The organism is Chelatococcus daeguensis (assembly GCF_001887265.1).
Classification (GTDB): domain Bacteria; phylum Pseudomonadota; class Alphaproteobacteria; order Rhizobiales; family Beijerinckiaceae; genus Chelatococcus_A; species Chelatococcus_A sambhunathii.
In genome coordinates this window covers 284,848-306,682 of record NZ_CP018096.1, presented here as the reverse complement: position 1 = coordinate 306,682, position 21,835 = coordinate 284,848, and the positions used below count along the sequence as shown (strand labels likewise).

Sequence of the window (21,835 nt, the reverse complement as noted above, 5' to 3'; positions counted from 1 at the left end):
GCTCCGATCGAGGCCGTTTCGGTCTACTTGCCAGCGACGACGGCCTTGGCCTCGTCAAGCGTATATTCCTTGTTGGCGACACCACCCGGCTCGGTCGCCTCGAGAGAGGCTTCGAGGTTGTCCTGGTCGATGCGCAGGAAGGGCACCACGAGGTCCTTCGGCACGTCCTGGCCGTCGAGGATCTGCTGGGCCACCCAGAAGGCGAGCGTCGACACGCCCGGGGCGATCGAGACCGACATGGTCTCGTAGCCGTTCGCGTCCTTCTGCTGCTTCCACCAAGTCAACTCGTCATGGCGGTTGCCCATGATGATGATCGGCGTCGGGCGCCCGGCCGCCTTGAAGGCCTCGGCCGCGCCGTAGCCATCGCCGCCTTGCGTCACGACGGCAGCGATCTCAGGCAGGCTCGGCAGGATGCCCGCCACCGCCTTCTGTGCGACGGTTTGCGCCCAATCGCCATTGACGGAGCCAACGACCTTGAACTTCGGATGCTTGGCGACGCCCGCGACGATCCCCGAATGGATCTCCTCGTCCACAGAGACGCCGGCGAGGCCCCGGATCTCGAGCAGATTGCCGCCGTCGGGCAGGCGCTCGGCGAGATAGTCGAGTTGGTCCGACCCCATCTTCTTGAAATCGACCGCAATGCGCCAAGCGCAAGGCTCGGTGACGATGCCGTCGAAGGAGACGACGACGATACCCGCATCGCAAGCCTCCTTCACCGCGCCGTTGAGCGCCGTGGGCGAGGCCGCGTTGACGACAATGGCATCATAGCCCTGGAGGACGAGGTTCTGGATCTGCGCCGCCTGCTCCGTCGCCTGGTTCTCGGCGGTGGTGAAGGCGTCCGCGGCCGCCACCACCTTGTCGGCCACGGCCTGGGAGGTGACCTTCTGCCAGCTCTTCAGCATGGCCTGACGCCAGGAATTGCCGGCGTAGTTGTTGGACAGGGCGATCTTCTTGTCCGCCGTATCGGCGAGGGCCTGCGGCGCGGCGAGAAGCCCAAGCGTGGCCGAGGCAAGCAGCAACCTTGCGATTTTCATCGTTTCACTCCCCTTGACGTAACGCCCCGTTCATCGGGATCTTTGGCCGCGCGGCAACGCCGCGATCTAACCGATTTATGCCGGTGACGTAACCAGCGGTTGCAAGAACTGTCAACTCACTGCAGTCTCGATTACGAAGGGACCGAGGCCGTCACGGCCAGCTCAAGCTCACCATGCAGACGGGCGCTGCGCAAGACGGCTCGTCCGCGTGCTGTAGCTGGATAGCTGAGGCTGAACGAAGCCGAGCCTCCGGCGTTGAAGGATGGCGGCACCCGCCGGTCGCTGCGCTCCCCGACGGACAGGGACCAGACGATGAGTGAACGCGAGCATCCCCTTCGCCCGTCTCCTTGGGCGCGCGCGGCCATCGCCGTGCTGCCAGTCATCGCCGCCTCACTCCTGGGCCAGCTCGTGACCTTTCCGAGCCTGGTGCCCTGGTACGCGGGGCTCGCCAAGCCGCCATTCAATCCGCCGAACTGGATCTTCGGTCCCGTCTGGACCGCGCTCTACGCGCTCATGGCCCTTGCCGCCTGGCGCATTCTGGGCTTGCCGCCCAACACCCCGGGCAGAAGGGTCGCCCTCACGCTCTTCTTCGCCCAGCTCGCGCTCAACATCCTGTGGTCCTGGCTCTTCTTCGGGCTTCACAGCCCGCTGGCCGGGCTCTTGAACATCGTGCCGCAGCTGTTGATCATCCTGGCAACGATCGATCGCTTCCGCCGTCTCGACGCGATCGCGGCCTATTGCCTGTGGCCGCTCGCCGCCTGGGTAGCCTTCGCCACGGTGCTCAACCTCGAGATCTGGCGCCTGAATGGCTGAGAGCCGGCAAAACCCCGCGAGACACGATCCCTCCGAACCCGGCCGACCGGTCGTCGTCTGGTTCCGGGACGATCTGCGCCTTGCCGACAATCCGGCGCTGGCGGAAGCGGCGAGGACCCAGCAACCGCTCGTCTGCGTCTTCTGCCATGACGAGGCGAGCCCGGGCCTGAGACCGTTAGGCGGTGCCGCGCGCTGGTGGCTGCACGGCTCGCTCGCTGCGCTCGACCAAGCGCTGCGCAAGTTGGGAGGGCAGCTCGTCATGCTGCGCGGTCCTGCGCGCGAGATCATCGAGCAGCTGGCAAGCGCTTGCAACGCCGGCGCGGTCTACTGGAACCGCCGCTATGGCGCGGCGGAACGCTCCATCGACGAGTCGGTGAAAACCGCCTTGCGCGCGAAGGGCATCGAGGCCGCCAGCTTCAATGGCCATCTGCTGCACGAGCCCTGGACCGTACGCAGCCGGACGGGCCAGCCGTTCCGCGTCTTCTCCGCTTTCTGGCGCACGGCCTCGGCACTCGGCTCCCCACCCCGACCCCTGGCGGCCCCACACCGACTGTCCTTCCACGCCCTCGACGTCGCGCAACTGCCGGCCGTCGGCCTCACCGATCTTCAGCTCGAGCCGTCCAACCCGGACTGGGCCGGCGGCTTGCGCGAGGCCTGGATCCGCGGCGAGCCCGGTGCCCGGCCCGCACTCGACCGCTTCCTGGAGACGGCCCTGACCGGCTACGCGGAGCGGCGCGACCGGCCCGACCGGGCGGCAACGTCGCGCCTGTCGGCTTATCTGCGCTTCGGCAACATCTCGGTGCGGCAGGTCTGGCACGCGGCCTCGGCGGCAGCGGCAGCGCAGGCGCCCGCGGCCCAGCGAGGACTCGAGAAGTTCCTCGCCGAGCTTGGCTGGCGCGAGTTCTCCTATCATCTCCTGTTCCACAATCCCGAACTGGCCTGCCGCAACCTGCAACCCCGCTTTGACGGCATGCCATGGCGACACGATCCGCACGCCCTCGCCGCCTGGCAGCGCGGGCAGACGGGCTACCCGCTCGTCGACGCCGGCATGCGTGAACTCTGGGCCACCGGTTATATGCACAACCGCGTGCGCATGATCGCGGCCTCCTTCCTCGTCAAGCACCTCCTCATCGACTGGCGTGAGGGCGAGGCCTGGTTCTGGGACACGCTCATCGATGCCGATCCCGCGAACAATGCCGCAAGCTGGCAATGGGTGGCGGGATCGGGCGCGGACGCGGCCCCCTTCTTCCGCATCTTCAACCCGGTCCTGCAGGGCGAACGCTTCGATCCCGATGGCGCCTATGTGAAGCAATGGCTGCCGGAGCTGGCGTCCCTGCCGGCTTCCCGGATCCATCGCCCGTGGGAGGCTGGCGAAGAGGCGCTGGCCAAGCGCTATCCGCCACGCCTCGTCCTGCATGATGCCGCCCGCGAGCGGGCCCTCGCTGCCTTCCGCTCCGTGGGCTGATGCGGATTGGGCAGGCGGATGCGCCACGGATCGGGTGCGGCATCGCACATCGCACCTGTTGCGCCTCTTGACGAAGGCGAGCCGGCACGATTCCAGTGGTGTGGCTGGTGCGTCGCCGAATCCGGCACCGTCCTGTCGATGAGGCCCGTCGATGTGTCGCTTTCTCGCCTACCAGGGGGAGCCGATCTTCCTCGAAACGCTCGTGTGCGCATCGGAACATTCGCTGGTGCACCAGTCGCTGCACGCGGCCGAGTGCAAGACGGCAACCAACGGCGACGGCTTCGGCATCGGCTGGTACGGCGAGCGCGACATTCCCGGCCTGTTCCGCGACCTGCGCCCGGCCTGGTCCGACGAGAACCTGCGCTCCGTGTGCACACAGGTGCGCTCTGGCCAATTCTTCGCCCATGTGCGCGCGGCGACGGGTACCGTGACCAGCCGTGCCAACTGCCATCCCTTCGCTCACGGCCGCTGGATGTTCATGCACAACGGGCAGATCGGCGGCTATGCGCAGATCAAGCGCCGGCTCGAAGCCGCCCTGCCCGACGAGTTCTATCACGCACGGCAGGGCACGACCGATTCCGAGGTCCTCTTCCTGCTCGCCCTGGCCGAGATCGCGAAAGGCAGTCCGCCGCCCGAGGCGGTTGCCGCCACACTCGGCTTCACCAAGATGCTGATGCGCGACGCCAGTGTCGACGAGGCGCTGCGCTTCACCGCCGCGCTGACGGATGGCGAGACGCTCTACTGTTTCCGCGTCGCCTGCGACGATCGGCCGGCGAGCCTCTATTTCAGCGAGCAGCCCGGCGCAGTGACCGTTGCGTCCGAGCCGGTGGACCGGGGTGGCGATCACTGGCAGGCGGTGCCGCGCGGCGCCTTCATCACGGTGCGGCGCGGCACGGCAACGACGGTCGCCCCATTTCCCTGGGCGGCGGAAGCCGTGGCGGCCTGAGCACGGCGACCGGTCCGGTCAGACGGGTGTTCCGTCGTCTGCGGCCAACCTCGGCTTGCAATGCAGCCACCTCATCTGTGCACCGCGTTTCTCGGCCAGCATGGCGCACAGCAGCGCGCGTTGGCGCTCCGTCCGGGCGAGGCGCGCCGCGGCGGTCGTCGCGACTTGCGGAGAGCAGGCCGAAACGAGGGTCTGGGCGTGGCTGCGGGCGAAACGCGCCTGCAACATGGCCGTCACGCCGGGCACGAACATCTCGTGCAGTTCGACGAGGATTTCCGTCCGCCGGAGTGCCGGCACCTGCGCCGGATCGAGAAGATCCGCCTCCGCCCCCTCCACATCCATCAACAAGAAGGCATCCGCCGTTGCGGCCAATGCCGTCTCGAGCGTCTCGGGCGTGCACGCACCGCGGACGTCGACGGCGGCATCGAGCCCGTTGAGGCTGCGATAGCGCGTGAGAAGAGCAGCGCGGGTGGCGTCCATCTCGTAGGCGATCACCGGCACGCCCGGCAAGCGGTACGCAAGGCCGAGGGCATAGTAGCCGTAGGCGGCGCCCACATCGATGACGGCCGCCGGCGCGCGCGCGATGACATCTTCGATGACCGGCACCAGCGCAGCCTCATAGCTGCCGACGAGCTGGGCATAGTACGATCCGCCGATGCCGCTGTCCGGGAAGCGCAGGCCTGCGAAGGGGCCGCCCATGATGCGGCCGCCGGCATGCCGCTCCACCGCCGCCGCCATCGCCCCGTAGCGCAGACGGTGCGCACGGCGGCGCATGGCCCGCCAGGGCCCCATCAGAAAGGGCGCATGTTGCTTGAGGGTGGCACGGATCATGGTGTGACCCCGGCTGTGCTGGTTGCGAGACGCCGGTCGGCGCCGGCGAGAATGGCGGTGACCCGTTCGCGAACGGGCGACGACTGCCGCGCCACTGCCCGGTCGACGACGGAATGCACCGGTGGAACTCAGGCCCCGCCATCGGCGCTCCCAATGCCGCAACAGTACCGGTAGCCCTCCGTCGTCACCTTCGAGAGGACGGCGCCGATCACGCGATCGGCATCGGCCGCGAGCGTGCGGATCGCCGCCTGCGCGGCGGCAGGATCGATCCTGCCCCATTCGACCACCAGCAGGGCGCCGTCGACACGGCCGATGATGGCGCGGCTGTCGACCACGGGCAGCAGCGGCGCCGCATCGACGATGACACGGTCGAAGGCCAGCCGCAGCCGCTCGAGCACGGCGTCGAAATGGTGGGTTTCGACGAGCTCGGCGGCATCGGCCACCGCTCCGGTCCGTACGGTCGGCAGGAACGTGAGCCCCGTCGCCTTGTCCTCCATGAGGATGGCGTCCAGCGGCTGCTCCCCGCGCAGGACCTCGATGAGACCCTGCTCGGCGTGTGGCGCCAGGACGCGGGTAAGCGCCGGATTGCGCAGGTCGCCGTCCACCAGCACCACGCGTTCGCCCGCGACTTTCAGGGCAAGGGCCAGATTGGCGGCGATCGTCGACTTACCCTCCCCCGGCAGGGCCGAGACGACGACGAGCACCCGGACACCGCCGCCTTCGGCTGAGCGCAGGCCGACGCGGACCTTGCGTACGGCTTCCGCGAAAGCCGACAGCGGCTGCTCCACGAGAATGCGCATGAGCGCATCCGCTGGCCGGTTCGCTGACCACAGCCATGATCGGGAGGCGTCTCGCCCGGCTGCCTGCGGCGCCAACGGCATCGGCCGCGGCCGTTCCTGGACGACGGGCAGAACGCCGAGGCATGGCACGCCGAGACAGGCCTCGACCTGCCCGATGCTGCGGAAGCCGACGTCGAGATGCTCGAGCGCGAAGGCGAGCGACAGGCCGGCAAGGATGCTGCCGGCACAGGCCACCGCAAGCACCAGCCCCGTCCGCGGGTAGCTCGGCCGCGTCGGCACGATGGCCGGAGCGACGATCTCCGCATCGGCGATCTGCAGGCTCTCCTGCTCCAGCGTTTCCTTGGAACGTGTCAGGAATTGCTCGTAGACGGAGCGCAGGGCCATGGCCTCGCGCTCGAGCTCGCGCAGCCTCACCGTCGACTCGCCCCAGCGGGCGGCCTCCTTCTTCAGTTCGGCGAGGCTCGCCTCGAGCGATGCCTCGCGCCCGACGGCAACCTCGTATTCGTTGCGCACGCCGGCCAGAATGCGCGCGAGCTCGGCGTCGATCTGGCGCTGCAGGTCATCCACCTGCGCCCTGGCGGCCGTGACGCTCGGGTGCTGGCTGCCGTAGCGTGCGCCGAGCTCCGCAGTACGGCGCGCGGCTTCGGCGAACTGCGTGCGCAAGTTGGTGACGACGAGGGAGCCGAGCGCCTCCGCGATCCCTGGCTCTCCAACCCCGGCGCTGGCCGCTTCGCGGATCTGCGCGAATTTCGCCCGCGCCTCGGCGGTCCTGGCCCGCGCGAGGATCATCTGCTGGCTGATCTCGGCAATCTGCTGCTCGAGAAGGTTGTCACCGGACCCGACGGAGACGAGGTTGTGCTCCGCCTTGTAGTGCTCGACCGCCCGCTCGGCGCCATACACCTGCTCGCGCAACGCCTCGAGGCGCCCCCCGAGCCACTGGGAGGCACGCTCCGTCGCCCGATACTTGGCGGCGAGCTGGCCGGCCACATATTCGTCCGCCACTGCATTGGCGAGCCGTGCGGCCTTCTGTGCGCTCTGCGACACGACCGAGATCTCGAGGACGTAGGTTCGCCCACGCCTCTTCACCTGCATGCGCTCGCGCAGGGCATCCAGCACCGCCGCACGCCGGAAGTCCGCCTCGTCATGGACGGGAGAATGTCGACCGACGGACACCTGCTCCAGAAGACGGAGGAGGAATCCCCGCTCGGCGAATTCGGGATCGCCCTCGAGCTTCTCGCGCGCGATCACGCGCAGGGCCAGTGTCGACGATTCGATGACCTCGACCTGGCTCTCGACAGCGGCCGCGTCCGATCCGATCCCCGAAAGCACCGCCTCGGCGGAGATCACGCGCTGCTGGCGCGGATCGATCAGCACCACGGCGGTCGCGCTGTAGCGCGGCTCGATCAGCGCCAGGGTCATGACGGTGATGGCGAGAACAAGACAGACGGTCGCCGCCACCATGCCTCCGCGACGGCGCAGCACGAGCCACAAACCGCGCAGATCGAGGATATCGCCCGACGCCGGGCCGTGGGCCTCTCCCGCCGGGACCGCCGGCAGCCCCGCGCCCTCGCTGGAACGTCGCGTCAACATCGAGATCCAGGCGCGTTCTGGAACGATTGAGAAGCGAACGGTTCGCGCTGCCGGGCGTGCGACTGCCGCCGCGAGCGGACGAGGGGCGCCCGTGGAGGCAGGCACCGGTCGCGCCGCGGGGCCGGAACGGTGCCGCTGGGGGCGGCACCGTCAGGACCTCGACGGGCTGACGATTCTCGCAGCGCGCACATGGGCGCCTCCCAGGGTGATCGGAGCGGGAGCACAACCGGCGGAAAGGAAGTCCGGCGCCCTTGCATTATGCGCGGCCTTGCATGTGCACCTCGCCATCTCAAGCAGCGTAACGGCTGGAAGAAAGATCTCGACATGGCAATGCCCTCGCAGCCGTCGCCGGCCGGGTGGCCGACACCCAAGTGTCAGATATATATTTTAACTTGCATTATACTGATAATACAATTTTAAGGCGTTGCCGTCGATGAAGCAATGTGGTGGCCGGCACTTTGGTCTAGCGTCCCGTGCGGGTCATCAGCACCACGGCGGCATGGAGACTGGTGGTCGCGTAGCGGCGCAGGAGTCGCCGCGGCTCGAGCCCAAGGCGGTACAGCCATTCGAGGCCGCAGGCCTGCATCCAGACCGGTGCCCGGCTGTGGCGTCCCGCCAAGAAGTCGAAGAGTCCGCCGCTCGTCTTGAGCAGCCCCACCCGGTGCAGACGGTCGCGATTGCGGACGCAGAACAGCTGCTCGCGGGGAACGCCCATCGATACCCACACGATGTCCGGCGCCAGTGCATTGATATGCCGCGCCAACGCCTCTTCCTCGTGCTCGGCAAAAAAGCCGTGGTGGGTGCCGACGATGGTCAGCCGCGGATAAAGGGCCGCGACCTGGCGCGCCGCAGCGGCGCAGGTCTCGACCGTGCCGCCGAGAAGGAAAAAGCTCAGGCCCTCGTCCTGCGCATGGCGGGCAACGTCATGGAACAGGTCCGTCGTCGCGACTCGTTCCGGAAAGGGCGTGCGGCTCAGGAGCCGCGAGGCGAAGACGGCCGACATGCCGTCAACTGCAAGCCCGCCGCAGCGGCGGAACAGCGCGCGCACCGCTGCCTCGCGATGATAGCGCGAGATGGTCTGGCCATTGATCGACGAGAAGAACGGCGGTGGTGCCTCGCCGCGCGGACGGCAGCGGCATATCGCCCCGAACAGTTCGGCCCATTGCCGGCGGGTGAGGCGCTCCCCCGGCAGGCCGCCGACGGTCAGGCGCGGCAGGCGGCCGGCGGCAAAGGCCTCGTAAAGCGCTTCGGTATCGCTGAAAGTAACGACCGGTGGACGCGCGCTGAGGCTGCTGGACAGTCGCATCCCGACCTCTCGATAGCATGATGGAGGTTCAATAGGCGTCATGACGCCATATCTGCGCGAATGTCATCTGCAATATCTTCATATCGAGTCCGAAAGACCAGTTGTCGGCATAGAACAGATCGAGCTCTATTCTCCTGCGCATCTTCTCGATCGTATCCGTCTCGCCGCGGCAGCCGTTGACCTGGGCCCAGCCGGTGATGCCGGGCCTGACATTGTGGCGGCGGGCATAGGACCGGATCAGGGCGTCGTAGTAGTCGTCGTGGGCGAGAGCATGGGGACGAGGGCCGACGAGCGACATGTCTCCGCGCAGGACGTTGTAGAGCTGCGGAAGCTCGTCGAGGCTCGTGCGGCGCAGAAAGCGCCCGACCCGCGTCACGCGCGGATCGTGACGGCGGGCCTGACGGATGTTGCGACCATCGTCCATCACCGTCATCGTGCGGAACTTGTAGATGACGAAGCTAGACCGGTTGAAGCCGTGCCGGCGCTGCCGGAACAACGCGGGGCCCGGGCTGTCGAGACGCACGGCCACGGCGATGACGAGAAGCAGCGGCGCCAGGAGAACAAGCACCGTGGCCGCCACCACGACGTCGAAGCAGCGCTTGACGATAACCTCGCTGCTGTCGAGCGGCGGACGCGCCAGCTGCAGGAAGGCGGCACCGTCGAGAAGGCGCAATCGCGCTTCGGCGAGGCGACTGGTGATGCGGTCGGGGCACAGATGCACCGCCACGGGCAGTTCGGCCAAGCCGCGCAGGATGCGGGCGATGCGCTCGTCGTCTGTCCACGGCAGCGCGACGAAGACCTCCTCCACTGCCTGCCGGCGCGCGAAGTCGAGCACGCTCGCACGGCAGGCCGGACCCGCGTCGAACAGTGCCGCATCGACATGGCCAACCACCTCGAGGCCAAAGGCTTCCGCGTCGAACGCGGCGGCGAAGCCGGTCATGCGCCCCTGCTCGCCCACCAGCATGATGCGACTGCGGGCGAGATAGCCCGAAGCCTGCGCAAAGCGGGCGACGGCAGCGAATAGCCGGTTGGTCATCGCCAGAACACCAAGGCCAACCAGGGCGATGATGCAGGCCGCGGCCCGCGAGAGATCGCCGCCGAGCTTGGTGGCAAAGGCGATGACGATGGCGGCCACCATCACGCCGAGCCAGATGCGGCGACGCATCCGCGCCTGACCGGCAGCCGTCAGGCCGGGCATTTCATAGCCGCGGCGCTCGAAGATGAGGACAGCGGTCGTACCAGCAACGGCCGCGCAGAAGACGAGCGCCACATCGGCCGGATAGGGCGTCGCCAGCCACCAGGCATGATAGCCCCGGTAGACCGCCGTTGCGGCGACATGCAACGCCCAGAAGTCGACGAGTGCGAACAGCATGGCCAGGATCAGGCGATCGAGCGCCAGCGTGCGCCGCTTCGGCAAGGCTTTGCCGACGCGCATCGCGACGACGGGACGGCGGTGGTCCGTGCGGGGCTGGTGCAACATCGCTTCAATGGGCAATCGAGGGAGAAACCCGGCGCTCCCCGCAGAACGGCCAATTGCGGACAGCCTGTGGACAGCCGGCATATTCGAATTCTGCGTCCTGCAGATGCGCCGTTCAATGCATGCACTGTAAGGTTGTGACGCAATTGCTGACCGGCCGGTCAGCCGAGGCGGCAATCGCCGAGGAGTCGTTCGTAGGCGGCGGCCATCGCATCAGGGCTGTAGCGTCGTTCGAGGCGCCGGCCCGTCGCGGCCAGCCGCGCCGATGCAGCGGCGTCGCAGAGCAACGCCGTCGCGGCTGCACCGAAAGCGCGCTCGTCCCGCGCGTCGGCAAAGAGCCCGCAGGGCTCGCCGTCGACCTGCAGCACCTCTCGCAGCACCGGCAGGTCATGGGCAAGGACCGGGACGCCCGCCGCCGCCGCCTCGACGACGGCGAGTCCGAAGGTCTCGGCCAATGAGGGAAAGACGAAGAGATCGAGCCCGGCGAGAATATCGCCGATCGCCTCGGCGGGCTGCTCGCCAAGCAGGTGCAGACGCTCGTCGCAGCCGAGTTCGCGCGCAAGCGCGACGAGCGCCTCCCGCTCCGGCCCCTGCCCGACGAGGACGAGATGCCGCCTGGCGTCGCCCGGCAGCAATCGCACCGCCGCCGGGAGGTTCTTGAGCGCGTGCAGCCGCGACACGCAGCCGAGAACCGACGCTTCCGCGCCGAGGCCGAGCCGGGCCCGCAGGGCCTCGCGCGCCGCGTCCGGCGGCAGGCAGCCGGTGCGCGGTCGAAAGCCGTGGTCGATGCGCACGACGCGGCGGCGATAGGCGGCGGGGTGCCTGTCGTATTCGCGCGCGACCTCTCCGGAATTGACGACGATGCGTGAATAGAAGCCCAGCACGCCGAGCACCTCGTCGAGCGCGGCCAATACGGGCCGCATGGCGAGGGTGGCGGAGGTGCGGTTGGCGAGGACGCAACGGACGCCGGTCACCCGCGCGATGGGCGCGGCGATCACGTTGCCCCAGTGCTGGAAGGTAACCGCCGCATGCGGCCGCACCCTGCGCAGATGGCGCAGGAGCGCGATGAGAAGCCGCAAGAGCGCGACGGCATCGCGTGGACGGCTGGCGGCACAGTAATGCACGCGCGGCAGGCCGTCGTAGTAGCCCGTGCGCCGGTAGAGAAAGCAGTGATGAACCTCGAACCCCCGCTCCGCGAGCTTCTCGCCGAGCAGACGCGCCAGCTCCTGGGCGCCGGCACCTTCGGCCTGAGGCTGAACGAACAGCAGTCGGAAGGGGCCGTCAGCCATTTCGCTCACCTGTTTGCATGCCGCAGGAGCGCGATGACCGACGGGTCGATGCCCAGCCGGCGTCGGCACAGGCGGTTGAGGATGACGGCCTGGAGGGACGCCATAAAGGCCACCGCTGCCGCCGCGCCGACGGCGCCGAAGGTGCTGCCCAGGACGAGGACGAGCATCATCCGCAGAACGAGGACCGCGATGCCCGCCATCGGATAGGCGCGCTCGTGACCGCACAGCAGCAACAGGTGCGGCGCCGGTCCCGCGAGAAGCGAAACGGCCGCCCCCAGGGCGAGGAGGCGGAGAATCGGCGCGAAATCCCGGTAGCCGTCGCCGAAAATCGCGAGCAGCGCCGCGCCCCATACCGCAACCACGGCGAGGCCGGTGACCGCCCCGACTGCCGCAAGCGACTGGAGCCGGGCCAGCAGGCTCTGCAGCCGCTGCCTCCGGCCGGTCGGGAAGAGCGCGGCAATTTGGCCGGAGGCATAGTTGGCGAGCCCCCCGGCGAGGATCGGGAAGATCGCCGCGACGCGAGCGGCGGCGAAATAACCGGCCGCGGCCGACGGATCGAGCAGCAGCCCGATGAGCACCACATCGAGATACTGATGGCCGGCGTCGAGGATGGCTGCGAGCCACATGCCACCCATCTGCCGCCGCCAGCCGCGCCGGTCGGCAGCAACCGGGCCAGCACCGCCCCGCATGCTGGACGAGAGCCGGCGCCATTGCCAGGTGGCGCTTGCGACCATGCAAAAGGCTGCCACGGCGAGGAAGGCCTCCGGCACGAACGGCCACCCGCCGGAGAGGCACGCGATGGCGGTGCCGGCGGCCGCCAGCCGCCAGACGACCTCCCGATGCCCCTCGGCCACGCCTATGCCGAGGCCCACGCGGCTCGCATGAGAGGTCAGATGCAGCATCGCCTGCGCCACGAGAAAGGCGCCGGCAGCAGCGGCGAGGCCCGGCGACGGATCGAGACCGGCTGCATGGGTAACCGTGAGCGCCACCACGAAGAACGCAAGCGACGCCGCGATCATGTTGCCGAGCGCGAACCGCATGAGGCCATGCCGGCAGGCGACGGTCCCGGTCGCCCAGACCTTGAGAATGAGTGTTTCCTGGCCGCACAACGCGGCGACAGCCAGAAAGGACATGGCGTTGAACCAGATGCCGAGTCGGCCGAAGGCCTCGGCATCCAAGGTGCGGGCCGTCACGGCGAACATGCCGAAAGCTGCGGCCGCCCCTGCAAACTTGAGCGCCAGCACCGGGCCTGCCCCGGCGAGAATGGCACGCACCGGCCGTGCACCGTCCATCACGGGTGCCCCTCGTACGGCGGCTGCCCGGCACGAGAGGCTTGCTGCCGCACGGCACGGCCGATTGCGAGGCCGGTCACAAGCATCAAGGCCCCCATGGCGAGCGGCGCGAACAGCGCCTCCTCCTGAAAGGCCCCGTTGACCAGCAGCGCCGGCACGGCAACAGCGACGGCAGCGACGAACGGCCCGCCCCCCGCCCGATGGAGCCGCAGGGCCGTTCCGGCGATGACGACATAGCCCACCAGAAGCGCGAGACCGCCGATCCCCATCTGGTGCAGCAGTACGCCGAGCGCGCTCTCGACCGCCTGGCCGGCCGTGCCCAGGGCCTGCGCGCGCTGCCAGTCGCGCTCCGCCGGGTCGACGGCGAGGTTGCCGCCGCTGCCGAGGCCGTGGCCGAGCGGATTGGCTGTGAAGCTCTCGAACCCTGCGACGAGGCCGAGCACGTGGTAGTCGCGCTGCTCCAACCCGACGACGAAGGCCGCCGCAGCATAGATCATGAGCAGCAGCAGGAACGTCGGCACCGCGAGCCGCGGCAGGCGGCGCAGCAGCCAGAAGCCCGCCAGCGCCATGAGCACGAACACGACGGCGCCCTTCGAGCCGATGACAGCGAGAATGGGCACGGTTGCGACGAGATAAAGGGGGCGGCCCGCGGCAAGGAGAACGAAGGACAGGATCCCGAGCAGATAGGCGAAGCTGATCGGATGGAAGTTCGGACCGTTGAGGCGGTGCAACATCGGGCCGAAGTCGGCGAACCAAGGCACGTTGAACGGGTTGATCAGCAGCATGTCGCGCTCGTCACGCAGCACGCGGCCGCCCGCTTCGACGGCTTTCAGCCACAAGCCGCTGTCGATCATGCGCCGGAAGCGCAGGGCGATATAGCCATCGGCATTGACGAGCGCCGCCAGCGCGTCATAGGCGAGGAGCTCGGCATAGCCGAAGGCGAGCACCATCAGGGTGAGAGCCGGCAGGAAACGCTTGGGCGGCACCGCGAGGCGGGCACCGGCGACGAGGCCGATCTGGAACAGCATCACCGGAAGGGCGATGTTGCGCAGGTAGACGAGGGCGGCGCGCGGGTCGGCGATCGCACCAAGGACACAATAGCCACCAGCGGCGGCGATCATCGCGAAGGAGAGCGCCATCAGGCGTCTCGCCAACGGTGGGGCGCCCGCGCACCCCCTGAGATGGAAGGCGGCAAAGCCGGCCCACAGGAGCGCGGCGGTCAGGAAGCTGTAGCCCCGCACCGTGTCGAACTCCTCCCTGTCGGGAAGCAGCGGCAGCAGCATCGCGACGAAACTGTTCTGAAAAGTGAAGACGAAGAGGAGCAGCGGCGGCACCATCCCGGGTCCGCCCTGCAGGAGACAGAGCGCCAGGGCGAGAGACATGACCGGGCCGAGCGCCGGAAAAGCCAGATGTCCCGCCACCGGCAGCGCAGCCGCCAGCGACGCTACGGCCAGGAAGACGCACAGCATCGGGTCGGGTCGCGCCGCTGCATCCCAAGACTTGGCAACATCCCGCAGATGAATTCTTATCGATTGCAAATTTCTCTCATATATTTCTGATTTAAAATTCCCAAAACTATCTTCATAATATCCTCATCGTCTTCATTCAAAATATTATCTAGAGTTTTCATCTTGCAATCCGCGAAGAATGAACGGCGAACGGCGCCATCCCAGTGGGTCGGCACGGCCAGAGGCCGCGGGACTGTATCGTGGAGCGGACCGGCGGGCCCAGCCCTCACGCTTCTTCGCGGCGCGGCACCGGCCATGTTCGGCTCCAAAAGCCCGACGGCGCTTGCGGTTCTTGCTCTGCTCACCGGCCTGTGCCTGCTGGGCCTCGCCTGCAACGGCGCCGTAAGGCTGGGTATGGCAGCAGCCGTCCGCTTCCTCGTGCCGGCCGTCGCGCTCGGGGTGGATGGGCTCGTCGACTTCAGTCGGCAGACCCCCGCCGTCGCCATGACCTATGCCGTCCTTCCCGGCGCCGGCTGCGCCCCTCGCATCCGCTGCGTTCCGTTCCTGACACCGCTCAGAGGCCGTTGATGGTTTCGTTCCCGCGCTCCACGCCGCCTGTCCGCAATCCCGCCGCTCGCCCTGCCTCAGCGCCTGCGCTTGCGCTGGCAGCCCTTCTGTCCGGCTGCTTCGCCCCCGCTGCGAACGACGGCGGGCCGTCGGCGGCACTTTCTCCGACGGCAGCCGGCGCGACAGACGCAACGATCTCCCGGCCCGACCAGCCGGCCCCGTCGAGCTATCGCTACCGCCTCGGTATCGGCGACCGCATCCGGGTGACGGTATTCGGCGAGGAGGCGCTCTCCGGACAGTTCGAGATCGACGGCGGCGGCGCGGTCACGCTGCCCCTCATCGGCGCAGTGCCGGCCGAGAACCAGACCCTCGCCGACCTGCAGGACACGCTGACCAGGCGCTTCCGCGGCGGCCTCCTGCGCAATCCCCGCATCGTCGTCGAGATCTTCGCCTACCGGCCCATCTTCGTGCTCGGCGAGGTGCGCAACAGCGGCGAGTACAAGTTCCGCCCCGGGCTGTCGGCCTTCGAGGCCGTGGCGCTTGCCGGCGGCTTCACCCCGCGGGCCGATCAGCGGCGCATCTACATCCGCCGGCGCGGCGAAAGCGAGGAGCGGGCCCATGACATGGCCCGCCCCGTGCCTGTCTTTCCGGGCGACAACCTGCGCGTCGACGAGCGCTACTTCTAGAGCTCCATTCGGATCAGATTGCATCGCAATTTGCCGGGCCGCGGCCGGCTCGCCGCCATTGCCCACGATTTGCCACAAGGCGGGAGAAATGCTTGGGGCCCGTCTGCGGCGCGTCCGGGCCTCTTCGGCCGGTCGCGCCGGGAACGTTCGACTTCCGGCGCTGTTCGGGCCCCGGACCGTTGTCGAGGCCTTCAGCGTCCAGACTGCCGTGCCCGGAGGGACGGCCGCTGCGCAGGCGTCGAAGCTGCGCGGTTCATTGTCGATGCTTCGCTCGCATGAGGAGGTTTTGCCGATGAAGGCCCTGCCGATGAAGATCGCCCAGATCGCCCCGCTCGCCGAGAGCTGCCCACCGCGCTTTTATGGCGGCACGGAGCGCATCGTTTCCCATTTGACGGAAGAACTTGTCCGCCAGGGGCACGAGGTGACGCTCTTTGCCAGCGGCGACACCCGCACGAGCGCCGAACTCGTCCGATGCTCGGACATCGCCTTGCGGCTCAACCCGGCCGTGCGCGATCACGTGCCCTACCACGTTGCGATGCTGGATCGCGTGCGCGCGCTCGCCGACAGGTTCGACGTGCTGCATTTCCACATCGACATCCTGCATTTTCCTCTGATCCGCGATTTCGCCGACCGCACCGTGACGACCCTGCACGGCCGGCTGGACCTGCCGGACCTGAAGCCCTTCTATGCCGCCTTTGCCGACATCCCGCTCGTCTCGATCTCGGATGATCAACGCCGGCCGATGCCACCGGTCAACTGGGTCGGCACGGTCCATCATGGCCTGCCGCGGGACCTCCTGCCGTTCAACGACCGGCCGAAGGGCGGCTATCTGGCTTTCCTCGGGCGCATCTCGCCGGAGAAGCGGCCGGATCTTGCCATAGCGATTGCGGCGCGGACGGGTCTGCCGCTGAAGATCGCCGCGAAGATCGACAAGGTCGACGAGGCCTACTGGAGCGAGCAGATCGCCCCCATGGTCGCGGCGACGCCGAACGTCACCTACCTGGGCGAGATCGGCGACGCCGAGAAGGCTGAGTTCCTCGGCAATGCCGCCGCTCTCCTCTTCCCGATCGACTGGCCGGAGCCCTTCGGCCTCGTTATGATCGAGGCCATGGCGTGCGGCACCCCGGTCATCGCCATGCGCCGCGGCTCGGTGCCGGAGGTCATCGAGCACGGCGTGTCCGGCTTCATCGTCGATGACGTCGACCAAGCGGTCGCGGCCGTCGGCCGGCTCGGCCTCATCCACCGGTCGGCCGTGCGGGCAGCTTTCGAGCGGCGCTTCACGGTCGAGCGCATGGCCGAGGATTATGTCGAAATCTACCGCACGCTGCCGGGGGTCAAGGCGCGCTCGCCGCTCCTTTACGTGGCAGGTGGCGAGCCCGGCCTGCAGGTCGTCGCCTGACGGCCGCGCGGCCCCGGTCCATCGGCTGACGAGAACGGGATTTGCGACATGCAGACGATCGGCGCAGAAGCTGTTCCGCATGCACCGGCTCCTGCAGGGCCCGGGGCAGCGCAGATCGCGCAGTTCTTCATTCCGGCCTCCGCCTCCTTGCAGGAGCGGCGGCCGCGCACCCTGAAGCACGGCGACACCTTCGCGGTCTTCGACCACAACGGCGATGCGCTCTCCGGGCCGGGCAGCCCGGAGGGCATCTTCCACCGCGACACCCGCCATCTCTCGCATCTCTACCTCACCATCGACGGCGCACGGCCGATGCTGCTCAGCTCGACCCTGCGCGACGACAATGCCACCCTGACCTGCGACCTCACCAATCCGGACCTGTTCGACGAGAAGGGGCGGCTCGTCCTCGGCCACGACCTCATCCATCTGCGCCGGTCCCGCTTCCTGTGGAACGCCGGCTGCTTCGAGCGGCTCGTGTTGCGCAACTTCGATGCCGAGACGCGGCGCCTTTCGGTCGAAATCGCCTTCGCAGCCGATTTCGCCGACCTTTTCGAGGTGCGCGGTTCGCACCGCGAACGGCGCGGCACGCATCACCCGCCCGACATCGGCGACAACCGGGTGGTGCTGTCTTACACCGGGCTTGACGGGCACCGCCGTGCCACGACGCTCGCCTTCGATCCCGCTCCGGCACGGCTATCCGGCAGCTCCGCGATTTTCATCCTCGACCTGCCACCGCGCGAGAGCATCTCTTTGTTCCTCGAAATCAACTGCGGCTTCGAGGGCGCCAACCAGCCGCCGCGGCGAGCCTTCTTCAGCGCGTTGCGCGACGCGCGGCGCGCGCTGCGCCAGTCCGCTGCGCGCGCGGCCTCCATCGCGACGTCGAACGACATCTTCAACGAATCGGTACGTCGCAGCGTCTCCGATCTCTACATGCTGATCACCGACACCCCCGAAGGGCCGTATCCCTACGCGGGCATTCCGTGGTTCAGCACGGTCTTCGGCCGGGATGCACTCATCACCGCGCTCTGCACGTTGTGGCTCGATCCGACCATTGCCAGGGGCGTGCTCGGCTATCTCGCCGCCAACCAGGCAACGACCTTCGATCCGCTTGCCGATGCCGAGCCGGGCAAGATCCTGCACGAAGTACGCCACGGCGAGATGGCCGAGCTCGGCGAGGTGCCGTTCCGCCGCTATTACGGCAGCATCGACTCGACGCCGCTGTTCGTCATGCTCGCTGGTGCCTATCTGAAGCGCACCGGCGACCTCGCCACGGTCGAGCGCCTGTGGCCGCACATCGAGGCGGCCCTCGGCTGGATCGACAGCCATGGCGACAGGGACGGCGACGGCTTCGTCGAATACGGGCGGCGCACCGATGAGGGCCTCGTCAACCAGGGCTGGAAGGACAGCCACGACTCCGTCTTCCACGACGACGGAAGCATCGCGGAGGGTCCGATCGCCCTCGCGGAAGTGCAGGCCTATGTCTATGGTGCCTGGCGGGGGGTGGCGGCGATGCTGCGCCGCATGGGCCGCCCCAAGGAGGCCGAGGTTTACGGCGCCCGGGCCGATGCCCTGCGCCGCCGCTTCGACGAGGCCTTCTTCGATGCGGCGCTCGGCACCTACGTCATCGCTCTCGACGGCGCCAAGCGCCCGTGCCGCGTCCGCTCCTCGAATGCCGGGCACGTGCTCTTCACCGGACTCGCCGAGCCGGAGCGAGCGGAAGCGGTGATGCACACGCTGATGGGGAGCTCCTCCTATTGCGGCTGGGGGGTGCGGACCATCGCGGATACGGAAGCGCGCTACAATCCGATGAGCTACCACAACGGCTCGGTCTGGCCGCACGATAACGCCCTGATCGCCGCCGGCTTCGCCCGCTATGGCCATCGCGGTGCGGCGGCCCGCCTTTTCCAGGGGCTGTTCGAGGCCTCCACCTACATCGACATGCGGCGCCTGCCCGAGCTGTTCTGCGGCTTCGCGCGCCAGCGCACGCAGGGACCGACCTTCTATCCCGTGGCTTGTGCGCCGCAGGCCTGGGCCGCGGCCGCGCCGCTGTCGCTGCTCCAGTCCTGTCTAGGCCTCGGTTTCGATCCGGACGGGATGAAGATCACCTTCGACCATCCGGTGCTGCCGGATTTCCTCGACCACGTCACCCTGCGGCGGCTGTCGCTCGCCGGCAGCGTCGTCGACATCGCCCTGCGCCGGTCCCGCGCCCAGGTGGTCGTGGAGGTGCTCAACCGCTCGGGGCCGGTCCGCGTGCTGACGACGAACTGAGCGGCAAGCTGGCGGGCGACGGGTGCCCGCAACGTCCCGCAGGGTGACGGGAGGGCAAGACGGCGTCTCCCCTCCCCGGCCGCCCCCGTCAGGTACGACTGATCGAAACCCCGCCGTCGACGAGCACCGCCGCGCCGGTCACGAAACTCGCCGCATCCGAAGCAAGATGCAGCACGCAGCGGGCGATCTCCTCCGGTTGCGCCATCCGCTTCAGGGCGTGCAGGCCCTCGACGAAGGCGAGCAGCTCGGGCTTCGCGTCAGGCGCATTGGTGATGGCTGCCGGGGTGTCGGTGCCGCCCGGCAGGATGGCGTTGGCGCGCACGCCCTTGGGCCCGAATTCGGCCGCGATGACCTTCATGAGCCCGATCATGCCCGCCTTGCTGGCCGCATAGGCGGACATGCCCGGCATGCCGACCGTGTGGCCGACGAAGGTGGAGGTGAAGATGAGCGATCCCCCGCCCCGTGCCAGCATCGCGGGAACCTGCCGGCGCGCGCCGAGAAACGCCCCCGTCAGGTTGATGTCGAGGATCGTCCGCCACGCATCGGCCGAAAGCTGATCGAGCGAGACCAGGTCCCCGACGATGCCAGCGTTATTGAAGGCGATGTCGAGCCCGCCGAAGCGCCCGACCGCAGCCTCGACAGCCGCATCGTGCAATGCCTCCTGGCGCACATCGCCGTCGACGGCGCAAGCTTCGCCGCCGGCGGCAGCGATCTCCTCCACGAGGGCCTCGAGCATCTGCCTGCGGCGGGCCGTCACGACGACCTTCGCGCCCTCGCGCGCGAAGAGCAGGGCGGTGGCGCGCCCGATACCGGAGCTTGCACCCGTGACGATGGCAACCTTGTCCTTGAGCATGTTCATCTGCAAACCCTTCGAAATGACCGCCGGGCGGCCGGAAGGGCTGCAACCTCGCAGGCGCCGGGCCGGCAGGCACTCCGCTTCTTGCGCCTGAAATGGAACGTGCCGACGTCGCTCAGCGCTCGTAGGTACCCACCAGGGTCGCTTCCTCGAGCAGGTGCTTTCTCGCCTTTTTCCATACGTCCGCCACGCCGACGTCGCCGAGGATGCCGAGGCGCGGCTCGGAGATCGCCGCAAGGCGGAAATAGTAGTGATGCACCCCGTGGCCGGGCGGCGGCTGCGGGCCGTCATAGGCCGTGTTGCCGAAGTCGTTGCGGGCAAAGCGAAAGCTCTCGCCCGCCCCCGGGTCTGCCCCCTGCGACAGGCCGCTCTGGTCCGAAGGGATGTCGTAGATGCCGAGGTGACGGAACGTGCCGCGCGGCGCGTCGGGATCCTCCATCACCAGCACGAGGCTGCGCGTGCCTGCCGGTACGCCCGCCCAGCGCAAGGGCGGCAGCAGGTTCTCGCCGTCGCGGGCGAAAGTGCGGGGGATTTTCTCGCCGTCGGCGAAAGCGGGGCTCGTGAGCGTCAGGGCCATCGCCTCCTCCCGGGATTGTCGGCCATCCTGCGCTGGCGAACGGGAACCGCAGCGGATTGTTCCCGCGCTATTCTCATTGTCCCCTATTCGAGGCGACGGCGGAAGAGCCAGGCGGCAGACATCAGAGCCGCGGCGGCGATCAGCGCGAGCGGCAAGGTCTGGGCCACGACCTCCGCCACCGGCAGGTCCTTCAGAAACACGCCCCGGACGATGACGAGGAAGTAGCGCAGTGGATTGACGATCGTGACCGGCTGGAGCCACGCGGGCATGTTCTCGATGGGTGTCGCAAAGCCGGAGAGAAGCGTGGCCGGCACGAGGAGCAGGAAGGCTCCGAGGATGGCCTGCTGCTGGGTGGCCGCCAGCGCCGAGATAAAGAGGCCGAGGCCGGCGACGGACAGGAGATAGAACAGGGCGCTGCCATAGAGCAGGCCGATCGAGCCGCGCAGCGGAACGCCGAAGACGACAACGGCCGCCAGCACGTATAGCGTCAGGTGTACCGTGCCGACGAGCATCGGCGGGATGACCTTGCCGATGAGGATCTCGTGTGTGCGCAGCGGCGAGACCATCAGCTGGTCGAAAGTGCCGAGCTCGCGCTCGCGCGCGATCGACAGCGCGGTGACGATGAGGCCGATAAGCAACGCGATGCTGGCGACGAGGTTCGGCACCATGAACCACTGATAGATGAGATTGGGGTTGAACCAATTGCGCGCCACCACATCGACCGGCGGCGGCGCCCGTCCGCTGACGGCGATCTCCGCGCCAAGACCCTGGATGATGCGGGAGATGTAGCCGGCCACGATCTGCGACGCGTTGGATCGGCGCCCGTCGAGGATGACCTGCACCTTGGCCGGCACGCCGGCCGCGATGTCGCGCGAGAAGGTCGGCCCGATGGAGATGGCGGCGATCGCCTCCTGCCGGTCGATGGCCGCAGCAAGCGCCGCCTCGCTCTCCACCGGCACGACGCGGCGGAAGTCCGGCGCGCCTTCGAGCCGCTGCACCAGCTCCCGGCTCGCCGCGCCGGCATCCCTGTCGAGCACGACGAGGTCGATGTTGGTGACGTCGAGCGTCGCCGCATAGGAGAAGACGAGGAGCTGCACGAGCGGCGGGCCGACGAGGATGAGCCGCGCCTTCGGGTCGCGCAGCAGCGCAAGCAGTTCCTTGACGATAAGGGCCTTGAGGCGCGTCCACCACATG

The 21,835-nt window shown here is 68.4% G+C and carries 18 protein-coding genes; 7 read left to right on the top strand and 11 right to left on the bottom strand.

The annotated features are described in order from the left end of the window. Nucleotides 1-23: 23 nt before the first annotated feature. The gene (locus BOQ54_RS18355; RefSeq protein WP_055458634.1) at nucleotides 24-1,034 is read right to left on the bottom strand and encodes an ABC transporter substrate-binding protein; all 1,011 of its coding nucleotides are present in this window, start codon (nucleotides 1,032-1,034) and stop codon (nucleotides 24-26) included. A 312-nt stretch (nucleotides 1,035-1,346) separates the two neighbouring features. Here BOQ54_RS18355 and BOQ54_RS18350 point away from each other — a divergent pair, with 312 nt between their 5' ends. The 3 genes from BOQ54_RS18350 (at nucleotide 1,347) to BOQ54_RS18340 (ending at nucleotide 4,258) form a co-directional block, all read left to right on the top strand. Beyond that, nucleotides 1,347-1,847 (top strand): TspO/MBR family protein, encoded by a 501-nt coding sequence (locus BOQ54_RS18350; protein ID WP_071924797.1) that lies wholly within the window; start codon nucleotides 1,347-1,349, stop codon nucleotides 1,845-1,847. Then, the gene (locus BOQ54_RS18345; protein ID WP_071924683.1) at nucleotides 1,840-3,312 is read left to right on the top strand and encodes a cryptochrome/photolyase family protein; all 1,473 of its coding nucleotides are present in this window, start codon (nucleotides 1,840-1,842) and stop codon (nucleotides 3,310-3,312) included. The genes BOQ54_RS18350 and BOQ54_RS18345 overlap by 8 nt, the downstream gene beginning before the upstream one ends. A 151-nt stretch (nucleotides 3,313-3,463) precedes the next feature. Then, nucleotides 3,464-4,258, top strand: a complete 795-nt coding sequence (locus tag BOQ54_RS18340; protein WP_055458636.1) for a class II glutamine amidotransferase — start codon at nucleotides 3,464-3,466, stop codon at nucleotides 4,256-4,258. An 18-nt stretch (nucleotides 4,259-4,276) separates the two neighbouring features. On the opposite strand, the gene BOQ54_RS18335 is transcribed toward BOQ54_RS18340, so the two are convergent. From BOQ54_RS18335 to BOQ54_RS18305, 7 genes are all read right to left on the bottom strand, one after another. Further along, nucleotides 4,277-5,089: a hypothetical protein gene (locus BOQ54_RS18335; RefSeq protein ID WP_071924682.1), complete on the bottom strand. Its 813-nt coding sequence runs from the start codon at nucleotides 5,087-5,089 to the stop codon at nucleotides 4,277-4,279. 128 nt (nucleotides 5,090-5,217) lie between these two features. Continuing rightward, the gene (locus BOQ54_RS18330) at nucleotides 5,218-7,476 is read right to left on the bottom strand and encodes a GumC family protein (RefSeq protein ID WP_169790091.1); all 2,259 of its coding nucleotides are present in this window, start codon (nucleotides 7,474-7,476) and stop codon (nucleotides 5,218-5,220) included. Between the two features lie 466 nt (nucleotides 7,477-7,942). Next, nucleotides 7,943-8,785 (bottom strand): WecB/TagA/CpsF family glycosyltransferase, encoded by an 843-nt coding sequence (locus BOQ54_RS18325; RefSeq protein WP_055458639.1) that lies wholly within the window; start codon nucleotides 8,783-8,785, stop codon nucleotides 7,943-7,945. Between the two features lie 28 nt (nucleotides 8,786-8,813). Further along, nucleotides 8,814-10,265, bottom strand: coding sequence for an undecaprenyl-phosphate glucose phosphotransferase (locus tag BOQ54_RS18320; RefSeq protein ID WP_186438067.1), 1,452 nt, complete (start codon nucleotides 10,263-10,265; stop codon nucleotides 8,814-8,816). 158 nt (nucleotides 10,266-10,423) lie between these two features. Then, nucleotides 10,424-11,551, bottom strand: coding sequence for a glycosyltransferase family 4 protein (locus tag BOQ54_RS18315; RefSeq protein ID WP_071924681.1), 1,128 nt, complete (start codon nucleotides 11,549-11,551; stop codon nucleotides 10,424-10,426). Between the two features lie 5 nt (nucleotides 11,552-11,556). Next, complete coding sequence (locus tag BOQ54_RS18310) at nucleotides 11,557-12,846, bottom strand: lipopolysaccharide biosynthesis protein (protein ID WP_145979834.1); 1,290 nt, start codon at nucleotides 12,844-12,846, stop codon at nucleotides 11,557-11,559. Next, a complete protein-coding gene (locus BOQ54_RS18305; RefSeq protein ID WP_071924679.1) occupies nucleotides 12,843-14,312 on the bottom strand; it encodes a hypothetical protein in 1,470 nt (489 codons plus the stop codon). Before BOQ54_RS18305 ends, BOQ54_RS18310 begins: the two co-directional genes overlap by 4 nt. A 294-nt stretch (nucleotides 14,313-14,606) precedes the next feature. Between BOQ54_RS18305 and BOQ54_RS18300 the strand changes: the two genes are divergently transcribed. The 4 genes from BOQ54_RS18300 to BOQ54_RS18285 all read left to right on the top strand — a co-directional run bounded on the left by BOQ54_RS18300 (nucleotide 14,607) and on the right by BOQ54_RS18285 (nucleotide 19,208). Further along, on the top strand, nucleotides 14,607-14,879 hold the full coding sequence (locus tag BOQ54_RS18300; protein ID WP_063188822.1) for a hypothetical protein: 273 nt from the start codon (nucleotides 14,607-14,609) through the stop codon (nucleotides 14,877-14,879). Next, a complete protein-coding gene (locus tag BOQ54_RS18295; protein WP_063188824.1) occupies nucleotides 14,879-15,544 on the top strand; it encodes a polysaccharide biosynthesis/export family protein in 666 nt (221 codons plus the stop codon). Before BOQ54_RS18300 ends, BOQ54_RS18295 begins: the two co-directional genes overlap by 1 nt. 307 nt (nucleotides 15,545-15,851) lie before the next feature. Then, a complete protein-coding gene (locus tag BOQ54_RS18290) occupies nucleotides 15,852-16,943 on the top strand; it encodes a glycosyltransferase family 4 protein (RefSeq protein ID WP_071924794.1) in 1,092 nt (363 codons plus the stop codon). A 48-nt stretch (nucleotides 16,944-16,991) separates the two neighbouring features. Beyond that, nucleotides 16,992-19,208, top strand: coding sequence for an amylo-alpha-1,6-glucosidase (locus BOQ54_RS18285; RefSeq protein ID WP_071924678.1), 2,217 nt, complete (start codon nucleotides 16,992-16,994; stop codon nucleotides 19,206-19,208). Nucleotides 19,209-19,296: 88 nt separating this feature from the next. Here BOQ54_RS18285 and BOQ54_RS18280 read toward each other — a convergent pair whose 3' ends face one another. The 3 genes from BOQ54_RS18280 to BOQ54_RS18270 form a co-directional block, all read right to left on the bottom strand. Then, nucleotides 19,297-20,067 carry an SDR family oxidoreductase gene (locus BOQ54_RS18280; protein WP_063188828.1) on the bottom strand — a complete coding sequence of 257 codons (771 nt, stop codon included), beginning with the start codon at nucleotides 20,065-20,067 and terminating at the stop codon, nucleotides 19,297-19,299. 112 nt (nucleotides 20,068-20,179) lie between these two features. Continuing rightward, the gene (locus BOQ54_RS18275; RefSeq protein ID WP_055458647.1) at nucleotides 20,180-20,641 is read right to left on the bottom strand and encodes a YbhB/YbcL family Raf kinase inhibitor-like protein; all 462 of its coding nucleotides are present in this window, start codon (nucleotides 20,639-20,641) and stop codon (nucleotides 20,180-20,182) included. An 83-nt stretch (nucleotides 20,642-20,724) separates the two neighbouring features. Next, entirely contained in the window at nucleotides 20,725-21,834 is a 1,110-nt protein-coding gene (locus BOQ54_RS18270) for an ABC transporter permease (RefSeq protein ID WP_055458648.1), read from the bottom strand. Nucleotide 21,835 lies beyond the last annotated feature (1 nt).

Excerpts from the sequence above, each read along its gene's own strand:
- BOQ54_RS18355 (WP_055458634.1), bottom strand. The coding sequence starts at position 1,034 with ATGAAAATCGCAAGGTTGCTGCTTGCCTCGGCCACGCTTGGGCTTCTC.
- BOQ54_RS18350 (WP_071924797.1), top strand. The coding sequence starts at position 1,347 with ATGAGTGAACGCGAGCATCCCCTTCGCCCGTCTCCTTGGGCGCGCGCG.
- BOQ54_RS18345 (WP_071924683.1), top strand. The coding sequence starts at position 1,840 with ATGGCTGAGAGCCGGCAAAACCCCGCGAGACACGATCCCTCCGAACCC.
- BOQ54_RS18340 (WP_055458636.1), top strand. The coding sequence starts at position 3,464 with ATGTGTCGCTTTCTCGCCTACCAGGGGGAGCCGATCTTCCTCGAAACG.
- BOQ54_RS18335 (WP_071924682.1), bottom strand. The coding sequence starts at position 5,089 with ATGATCCGTGCCACCCTCAAGCAACATGCGCCCTTTCTGATGGGGCCC.
- BOQ54_RS18325 (WP_055458639.1), bottom strand. The coding sequence starts at position 8,785 with ATGCGACTGTCCAGCAGCCTCAGCGCGCGTCCACCGGTCGTTACTTTC.
- BOQ54_RS18320 (WP_186438067.1), bottom strand. The coding sequence starts at position 10,265 with ATGTTGCACCAGCCCCGCACGGACCACCGCCGTCCCGTCGTCGCGATG.
- BOQ54_RS18315 (WP_071924681.1), bottom strand. The coding sequence starts at position 11,551 with ATGGCTGACGGCCCCTTCCGACTGCTGTTCGTTCAGCCTCAGGCCGAA.
- BOQ54_RS18305 (WP_071924679.1), bottom strand. The coding sequence starts at position 14,312 with ATGCTGTGCGTCTTCCTGGCCGTAGCGTCGCTGGCGGCTGCGCTGCCG.
- BOQ54_RS18300 (WP_063188822.1), top strand. The coding sequence starts at position 14,607 with ATGTTCGGCTCCAAAAGCCCGACGGCGCTTGCGGTTCTTGCTCTGCTC.
- BOQ54_RS18295 (WP_063188824.1), top strand. The coding sequence starts at position 14,879 with ATGGTTTCGTTCCCGCGCTCCACGCCGCCTGTCCGCAATCCCGCCGCT.
- BOQ54_RS18290 (WP_071924794.1), top strand. The coding sequence starts at position 15,852 with ATGAAGATCGCCCAGATCGCCCCGCTCGCCGAGAGCTGCCCACCGCGC.
- BOQ54_RS18285 (WP_071924678.1), top strand. The coding sequence starts at position 16,992 with ATGCAGACGATCGGCGCAGAAGCTGTTCCGCATGCACCGGCTCCTGCA.
- BOQ54_RS18280 (WP_063188828.1), bottom strand. The coding sequence starts at position 20,067 with ATGAACATGCTCAAGGACAAGGTTGCCATCGTCACGGGTGCAAGCTCC.
- BOQ54_RS18275 (WP_055458647.1), bottom strand. The coding sequence starts at position 20,641 with ATGGCCCTGACGCTCACGAGCCCCGCTTTCGCCGACGGCGAGAAAATC.
- BOQ54_RS18270 (WP_055458648.1), bottom strand. The coding sequence starts at position 21,834 with ATGTGGTGGACGCGCCTCAAGGCCCTTATCGTCAAGGAACTGCTTGCG.